Genomic DNA, 8,416 nt, shown 5'->3' with positions numbered 1-8,416 from the left:
TCCGTCCCTGGAGGCTTGGGCGCGCCATCCATGGCGCTTACACCCCCGCAACCGGACCCACCCCGCCTTCGACAGGTTCCCGCTGCTGTTGGTGGGTGTCGACCTTGGTCGGCACGCCGCTGTTGGTAGGTGTCGACCTTGGTCGACACGCCGCTGTGGTAGGTGTCGACCTTGGTCGACACGGACGGAAACAAGAAGGGGTCAGTTCCCTTTCCCGGTGGAAAAGGGCTCTGACCCCATCTGTGTGCTGCCTTGGCGTGTTACCAGTTCGGGTCTTCGGCCGGGGCGGCAGCGGGCTTGGGCTTCGGCTTGGCCGCCGGGCGCGCGGCGGCGGCCGGTGCAGCCGAGGCCGTTGCGCCGGCAGCGGCAGCGGCCGGCTTGCTGCCCAGCTTCTGGCGCAGTTCAATCTGGCCCGGACGGAAGCCGCCGCGCATGGCGTCGACGCCGTCTTCGATGGTGCCGTACGAGGTCTGTGCGGCCACGCGGTCGATGCGGATGGTGCAGCACGGGTGTTCGCTGCGGCCCAGCGAACGGCCGGTCTGCGGGTCCTTCAGTTCTTCGCCCAGGCGCACGGCCTGCCAGCGCTGGCCGGCCTGCACGGTGTCACCGCCCTGGCTCAGCACCACCTGGTCTCCGTCCACCGAAACCACCGACACCGGGAACAGCGTGGTGACGATGCTGGTGCCGATCTGGCCGGACAGCGATTCCATCATCGCCGCGGCCATGTTGCGGCCATTGACCACGCGCGGCAGGGTGCTCGGGCCAGTCGAGGCCAGCTGGTGGTCGAAGCTGTCGGACATCACCACCTGGCCGGTGGTGGCGTTGATCAGGCGCAGGGTGATGCGGCCGCCACCGGAGTACGAGGTCACCTGGCGGTCGGACATGCGCAGGTTGCGCACGCTGCGCGGGTACTCGAAGCGTTCGATGGTCGGGATCAGGATCAGGTCGGTAGCCAGCTGCTGGCCCACGCGTGCGGTGTCCTGCAGGCGCACGTTGCCGCTGTTGATGTGGTCGATCTCGGCCTGCAGTTCGTCGCCGAACTCGCGGTCCAGCACGATGAAGCGCTGGGTCTGGGTCAGCGTGTCGGACAGGCGCGCGCGGATCGCGTCGGCCACTTCGTCCGCGTCCACGCGGCCGTCGCCCACGGCATAGCTTCCGGCCTTGGTGCGCGGCAGTGCAACCACGATCTTCGGCTTGCCCTGCTCGTCCGGCGCGCGGTACTGGGCGATCTGTGCGCGCACGCGCACCTTCCAGTAGCTGCGCATGCTGCGATGGGTCACGTCGGAATCGAACGAACTGGCGCCACGCTTGGCATCGACGTTGACCTTCTCGTCGTAGCTTTCCCTGACGCTGGCCGAGGCCGAACCGCTCTTGGCCGATGCTTCGCCGGAGGCACTGGCTGACGCCGAGCCCTTGAAGCTCCAGCCTTCATCGCTGGCGCGCACGCGCGCGATGGTTTCCTCGTCCAGCTGCCGCACTTCATCCTGCGACAGGATTTCATAGCCCAGCACCGCGCCCTGCGAGCCGGCGATCATCTGCTGGGTGAACGCGTCGGCGCGGATATCGCCGACGTGTTCGTCATCCACATCCACATGCAGGCCTGCACGCAGGCTCTGCATCTGGCTGGCCACGCGTACGCCGTTGACCTGCGCCACCGCCGACTGCAATGCCGCCAGCACCGCCAGTTCCGGGGTGCTGCCGATGCCGTCGGCTTCGCGCGCGACCTGGGTGGTGCCGCCGAAATCCGGCGTGCCACGCAGGGGCGCTGCTTCCACTGGCGCATTGCTGGCCAGTGCACTGGTTGCCTTGTCCTTGGCGGGCGCGGCGGCCGGGGTGTCCTGCTTGCCACAGGCTGCAAGCAGCGTGGCAGCCAGGCCCAGGCCGATCAAACGGTAGGTCATACGCATGGAGATTCGCCTCGGATCAGAGCGTGTCGAGCATCGAATCGGCGTTGGACGGCACCTTCACCTTGCTCTTCCTGGCGAAGGTCACGGCCGACTTGGTCGAACCGTACAGGCCCTGGATGAAGCCCGGCGATTCCTTGGCCACCCATGCACCTGCTGCCAGCTTGCGGCCGACGGTGGCCAGCTGGGTCGCGCCCAGGTTCTTCATGCCGGCGGTGAAGTTGCTGGCTTCGCCGCCCAGCTTCTGTGCTTCGGCCGCCGAGGACAGCAGCGAGACCAGGCCTTCGGCGTAGTGCTGCTTGGATTCAGCGTTCAGTTCCGGCTGTGCGGCCTGGCGCTCGTTGATCGCCGCCTGCGCAGCTTCACTGACCGACACCGACTTCTTCATCGCATCGACGCTGACCGAACCCGACGACAGCGCCTGGCGCTCGGCTTCCAGCAGCTGCACCTGCTCGGCCAGGCCGAAGGCGCGGGCAAACGAGGTCTGGGCCTGCAGCGAGTGCGACTGCGAGCTGACGAAACGACGCACCAGCGCTTCCTGCGCGGCTTCGTCCGGAGCGGCGGCGCTGGAGGCGCTGCTGCTGGAGGTGCCGGTAGCGGCGCCAGCCAGGTCCTTCAGCTTGCCCAGGCCAGCGTGGGCCGGCATCGACAGGGTGGCGGCAGCGATGGCCACGACAAGAGCGGTATTGCGGATCATGTGAGTGTCCTTTTGGGAGAGACGGCCGCGAAGCGGCACGTGGGAAATCGGTAACCCCAGGGCGATGCCGAGCGAGCTCGGCACCCACCGGGGTGGCGGATCAACGAACTGCCTTGACGTTCAGTTCGTTGATCATCTGCTGGGCAGCCTTTTCAGCCGCCAGCTGCAGCGCGTTGGTACGGGCGACGGTTTCGTTCGGGCCGGTACCGGAGAACTGCACCGGGCCCACCGACGACACGGTGCGCGGGAAGCGACCGGTCACGTCCAGCACCTTGCCGGTGACCGTGACGAACACGCGGGTGTTGCCGCTGGCCGGGTCGCGGTCGCGCATGCCGACGTCGAGGGTGCCGACGGCGATGTACGGGATGTTGGCCGCACGGATGCCGTTGGCGGTATCACGCAGGGTGGCCGGGGCCAGGTCGTTGCCGGTGCTGAAGTCCTTGCGGATACGCTCGATGCTGAGCAGGCCGCGCGATTCGCCTTCCACGTATTCGGCTTCAACCACTTCGTAGCCGGCGGCGCTGAAGGCGCCGGTCATCGCGGTGTTCACTTCGGCGGCGTTGGCCACCTTCCAGCTGATGTTGTCGCTGCGCTGGGTGGTGCTGCCACCGCTGGTGACCGACATCGAACCATTCTGGTTGATGCTGCCGTTGGTGCTGACCGAGTTGCCGCGGAAGCTGTCGCCTTCACGGGTGTTCTCGCTGTAGCTGCTGCTGGCGTCGACGCGGCGGTATTCCTTGTCCTGGAACGACTGCACGGTGTCCTGCGAGCGCGCCATGAACAGGAAGGTCAGCAGCGAGCGCTGCGCGGCGGTGGCACCGGCCACGGCCGAGCCGGCATCCAGCTTGGTCTGCAGCAGTGTGGTGTTGATCTCGGCGCGGACGGTGACGGTGTAGGTCTTGGCCTTCTTGTCTTCGGTGTCCGACAGCTGCACGGCGCTGAGCACGTAGCGGTCGATCTCGCCGATGAACTCGGCGCGGCGGGCTTCGAACAGGCGCAGCTTGGCCGCACCGGTCTCGGCGATGTACGCCTCCAGTGCATTGACCTTGGCCTTGTTCAGGGCCTGGGCGCGGGTGTCGGCACTCAGGCGCAGGCCGTAGCTGGCCGAACCGGTACCGCGTGAACTGGCGGTCTGTGCAGCGACCGGGGAGGCCACCACCAGGGCGATGAGGATGAGCAGGATGGTACGCATCAACGACATGACTTGATCAACTCCTGGAGGGCTTGGGTCTGCTGCTGCAACGGGCGGCCGCCCGGCTTCTGTTCGTCCAGCCAGCCGCGCGAATCGGCGCGCTTGGCGGCGGCGCCGGCGAAGGCGTCGAAGCCGGCCAGCAGGGTTTCGTAGCTGGCCGACCACTGGTCGACCTGCCACTGCGTGACCGGCACCACCTTGGTGGCACCCTTGCGCAGCGGCTGTTCGAAATAGACCTTGCCGGAGAACGGCTCGGTCACCTTGGCGGTGAAGAACGCGCCGAACAGCATCGTCTTCATCGCCGGCGTTTCTTCGATCACGCCGTTCTTCAGCGCATCCACCTGCAGGTTGATGACGTAGTCCGGCTCGGGAATCTTCAGCTGGTAGACCTTGCCGTCGGCAAAGCGCGCCGCCATCGCACCACCGATCGCCTGGCCCGAGGCCGGCGGCAGCAGGCCGACGCCGGTATTGGACGACAGCGTCTTGGACAGCTCATGGGCCAGCGTGGCGCGCAGCGGGGCTTCCCACTTCGGGTCGGGCAGCTTGGCGCGGACCGCGTCGGACAGGGTTACGCCACCGACCTGCAGGCGACGCACGGCGGCATCGGGCAGCCTGGCCTGGGCGAGGCTGGCAGCCAGCACCTGCGACAGGCTGGTATCGGCGCTGCCATACAGGAGATCGGCGACGATCGCGTCGATATCGTCGTTGTCCGGCCGGTAATCCTGCACGTCGATGCGCTGCAGGGTAAGCGGATAGGACGCGATCACCTGGCGCTCGCGGAAATCGAAGAACAGCGCCTGCAGCGCCACTTCCACCAGCACCTTGTACTGGTCACCGATCGGCTCGACCGAGACCAGTTCGCGGTCCAGTGCCGCGGCCAGCACTGTCGCACTGGTGGTGCCGTCGAGCATCGCCACCGGCTGGTCGATCAGTTCCAGATTGGCCGGCGGGCGACGCTTGAGCCCCTGCCCCAGGGTCTGGTTGAGCGGGATCAAGCCACGCTTTTCCAGCACGGCGTGCGCATGCGGCGTGGTCGCCTGCACGGCAGCGGCATCAGCGGTATAGGCAAAACCGGCCCAATAGGCCTGCTGTGATTTGTCTGCCGCCTGCACGGCCATCGGCCATACGGCCAGGCACAGGGCACAGGCAAGCAGGCGCGCAAAAGCGCGCGATGCGCTCTTCGTCCTTGAATACATCCAACCGCTCCTCGGTCAATACGCATGGAAAGTGGACGCTGACGCGTCCGCTGGGCGCGAAACATAACGGCTCGCGGGCCCGCCGACAAGTGCTGCCTTCGTCGAGGTCACTCCGTGGGAGGCAGGCCGGCCCGTTGCCGCAGCAGGCCCCGCTCTGCCTGGTTCTGGCTGAGTCTGGCGGCTTCCGCAAAAGCGTGACGTGCGTCCAGGTCGCGCCCCAGCGCCTGTAGTAACTCCCCGCGCACCACCTGCAGCGGCGCGTACTCATGCAGTCGCGCGTCCACCAGCAACGGCTGCAGCTGCGCCCACGCCGCGAAGGCACCGTCACTGCGCAGCACCGCCACGACCCGGTTCAATGCAACAACCGGCGAGGGCTGCACCTGCAGCAGCTGCGTATAGAGCGCTGCGATGCGCGGCCAGTCGGTATCCTCGGGGCGGCGCGCCGCTGCATGGCACGCTGCGATACGCGCCTGCAGTACATAGGGATCATCAGCGCCACCGGCGGCCAGCGCGCGCGCCAGCACCTGCTGCCCGCGTTCAATCTGCAGCCAGTCCCAGCGCGCGCGGTTCTGCTGGTCCAGCAGTACCGGCACGCCCTGCGCATCGGTCCGTGCCGCGGCACGCGAGGCCTGCAGCTCCATCAGCGCCAGCAGGCCCAGCACCGGCGGCACCGGCAGCCGGTGCGCCAGGATGCGCGCGAGCCGCAGCGCCTCCTCGCACAGTGCCGGGCGCATCCAGTCGTCACCGGCACTGGCCGCATAGCCTTCGTTGAACACCAGGTAGATCGCTTCCAGCACCGAACCAAGCCGCTCGGGCATCGCGTCAGCACGCGGGACCTCGTAGGGCACCTGCTTCTGCGCCAAGGTGCGCTTGGCGCGCACGATGCGCTGGGCGATGGTCGGCTCGGGCTGCAGGAAGGCGCGCGCGATCTCGACAGTGGTCAGGCCACCCAGCAGGCGCAGGGTCAATGCCACCCGTGCATCGGCCGGCAGCACCGGATGGCAGGCCACGAACATCAGCCGCAGCAGGTCGTCACCCAGATCATCTTCCAGCGCTTGACTGTCATCGGGCGCCGGCAGCGGCGCCGGATGCAGTTCCTCGCCCCACTGCGCATGCTGCTGCGCCACCCGCTGGTGCTGGCGCAGCACATCAATGGCACGGTTGCGCGCAGTGGTCATCAGCCAAGCTCCGGGGTTGTCCGGGATGCCCTGCTCCGGCCAGCGCTCCAGCGCGGCCAGCCAGGTGTCCTGGGCCAGCTCCTCGGCGCGGCCGACATCGCCCCCGAGCAGCCGCGCCAGGCGCGCGATCAACACCGGCGACTCCATCCGCCAGAGGGTTTCCAGACGCTGCGTCAGTGCGGGCTCGAGCATGCGCCGATCACAGCACGCACGCCCGGCCCGCACAAGCGCCGCAGCTCACGCTTCAACTATCGGCTTGAAGCCACCCCAGAACATGCGCTTGGTATCAAACGGCATGTCCTTCGGGCCCAGCGACGCCAGCCGCGGGTCCGCCATCACTTTCGCGTTGATACGGTCGCGCGCCGCGCGCGAACGGAACACCACGAAGGCGACGATCACCGTTTCGCCCGGTTTGGCCTTGACCGCACGCGGAAACGACGTGCTCTTTCCCGGTTCCACATCGTCAGCCACGCATTCCATGTACTGCAGCGCGCCATGGTCCTTCCACACCGCACCGGCCTTGCGGGCAAGGCCGCGGTAGGCCGCCACCTTGTCCTGGGGGCACGGCAGCACGTAAGCATCCACGTAAGCCATGAGGATTCTCCCTGCGGCGGCCGTCAGCCCGGCTCGCCGTCCATGTGTGCGATTTCCCAGAGATGGCCATCCAGATCCTGGAAGCCGCGCTGGTACATGAAGCCCAGGTCGCGCGGCGGCTGCGGTTCGCTGCCGCCGGCGGCCAGTGCCTTGTCCACCAACTCGTCAACTGCCTTGCGACTGGGTGCCGAGAGTGCGTTGATCACTTCCGTGTGGGTGTGCGCATCGGCAATCGGCTTGTTGGTGAACTGCTGGAAAAAAGGCTGGGTCAGCAGCATCACGTAGATGCTCTCGCTGATGACCATGCCTGCCGCGTCATCGTTGGTGTAAGTTGGATTGAAGCTGTAGCCCAGCGCGGTGAAGAAGGCCTTGGATTTCTCCAGGTCCTTCACCGGAAGATTGACGAAGATCATCTGCGGTTGCGGTGCATTCATCGGTGAAGCTCCTTGTGGATGAAAAGAAGAGGGATCAGGGCTGCTTCATGCAGTTGACCATCCACGGCTTGCCGTAGCGGTCAATCAGCATGCCCCAGCGGTGCGCCCAGAACGTTTCAGCGATCGGCATCTGCACCTGGCCACCCTCGGCCAGTGCAGCGAACACGCGTTCGGCTTCTTCGATGCTGTCGACGTCGACATTGATGGTGGTCGAACCACCCTCGCCACCGCCGGGACCGTCGGCCGCCATCACGATGGCGCTACCGATTTCCAGCTGGCTGTGCGCGACGTGGTCCAGGGTTTCCGGCGGCATCTCGTTGCAGCCCGGCGAGCCATCGGAGGGCGGCATGTCGCGGTATTTCATTTCCGAGGTGACCTGGCCACCGAGTGCCTTTGCATAGAACGCCATCGCCTCATGGGCCTGGCCGCTGAAGCCGAGGAAGGGAATCAATTTCATGGCAATACTCCGTCGTGGGTTTCAGGGTGTTAGCGCCGGTCCATGCCCGGCGGGGGAAATGAACCGGGTCAACCTTCCAACTGTGCACGCAGACGCTGTTCCTGCTGCTGTAATTCCGGGGTGAAGGCTTCACCGAAGTCTTCGGCGGAGATCAGCGGGCGCAGCTCCAGCGTGCCGCCACTGTTGAACGGCGCGCGGCTGGCCCATTCAACGGCCTCGTCCAGCGAGCGCACGTCCCACAGCCAGAAACCGGCGATCTGTTCGCTGGCGGGGCCAAACGGACCGGCCTCGACCTTCGGCGCGCCGCCGCCGAAATGAATGCGACGTCCGCGCTGGGTGGCATGCAGGCCTTCACCGGCCAGCATGATGCCGGCGGCCACGAGCTGTTCGTTGAAGGCGCCCATGTCGGACAATTCCTGTTCGCTGGGCATGCGGCCGGCTTCGGAGTCGGCGTTGGCCTTCACGATCACCATCACTTTCATTGCGGTCTCCCGTGGGGACGCGTGGTGCGTGCCCTTCACTGGGTACAACGAACCAGGGGGCTGGGAATCGACACGTTCTCTGAAAATTGTTTCTTCCGTGGAAAGCGCGCCTTCGGCGGGAGTCGGCGAACGGCGGAGCCCCTCCGTGGTGGGTTGGGTCGCTGAAAGCTGGTTTCCTGTGGGTGGGGCGGGGGGGGGGGGGGGGGGGGGGGGGGGGGGGCGGGGCCAGCACCAGGGGGGGGGGGGCGGGGCGGGGCCGCACGTACCCCCCCCCCCGCCCAC

General features: G+C 66.9%; 9 protein-coding genes. All 9 read right to left on the bottom strand.

From position 1 onward, the window contains the following. Nucleotides 1–260 precede the first annotated feature (260 nt). Complete coding sequence (locus ABE423_RS19965) at nucleotides 261–1,907, bottom strand: CsgG/HfaB family protein (RefSeq protein ID WP_346487276.1); 1,647 nt, start codon at nucleotides 1,905–1,907, stop codon at nucleotides 261–263. Nucleotides 1,908–1,923: 16 nt separating this feature from the next. Next, entirely contained in the window at nucleotides 1,924–2,601 is a 678-nt protein-coding gene (locus ABE423_RS19960; protein WP_154262149.1) for a hypothetical protein, read from the bottom strand. 100 nt (nucleotides 2,602–2,701) lie between these two features. Further along, nucleotides 2,702–3,802, bottom strand: a complete 1,101-nt coding sequence (locus ABE423_RS19955; protein ID WP_019337987.1) for a hypothetical protein — start codon at nucleotides 3,800–3,802, stop codon at nucleotides 2,702–2,704. Beyond that, nucleotides 3,793–4,989 (bottom strand): hypothetical protein, encoded by a 1,197-nt coding sequence (locus tag ABE423_RS19950; protein WP_049398325.1) that lies wholly within the window; start codon nucleotides 4,987–4,989, stop codon nucleotides 3,793–3,795. Before ABE423_RS19950 ends, ABE423_RS19955 begins: the two co-directional genes overlap by 10 nt. A gap of 107 nt (nucleotides 4,990–5,096) precedes the next feature. After that, nucleotides 5,097–6,359: a sigma-70 family RNA polymerase sigma factor gene (locus ABE423_RS19945; protein ID WP_346487273.1), complete on the bottom strand. Its 1,263-nt coding sequence runs from the start codon at nucleotides 6,357–6,359 to the stop codon at nucleotides 5,097–5,099. A gap of 45 nt (nucleotides 6,360–6,404) precedes the next feature. Continuing rightward, complete coding sequence (locus ABE423_RS19940; RefSeq protein WP_004139960.1) at nucleotides 6,405–6,761, bottom strand: DUF1428 domain-containing protein; 357 nt, start codon at nucleotides 6,759–6,761, stop codon at nucleotides 6,405–6,407. Between the two features lie 23 nt (nucleotides 6,762–6,784). Beyond that, complete coding sequence (locus ABE423_RS19935; RefSeq protein WP_004139958.1) at nucleotides 6,785–7,195, bottom strand: VOC family protein; 411 nt, start codon at nucleotides 7,193–7,195, stop codon at nucleotides 6,785–6,787. Between the two features lie 34 nt (nucleotides 7,196–7,229). Next, nucleotides 7,230–7,652 (bottom strand): VOC family protein, encoded by a 423-nt coding sequence (locus ABE423_RS19930; protein ID WP_005407887.1) that lies wholly within the window; start codon nucleotides 7,650–7,652, stop codon nucleotides 7,230–7,232. Between the two features lie 68 nt (nucleotides 7,653–7,720). Next, a complete protein-coding gene (locus ABE423_RS19925; protein WP_180837545.1) occupies nucleotides 7,721–8,134 on the bottom strand; it encodes a YciI family protein in 414 nt (137 codons plus the stop codon). Nucleotides 8,135–8,416: the final 282 nt, after the last annotated feature.

Source organism: Stenotrophomonas sp. TWI1409 (genome assembly GCF_039673015.1).
GTDB lineage: Bacteria > Pseudomonadota > Gammaproteobacteria > Xanthomonadales > Xanthomonadaceae > Stenotrophomonas > Stenotrophomonas maltophilia_A.
This window is presented reverse-complemented; position numbering and strand designations above follow the sequence as displayed.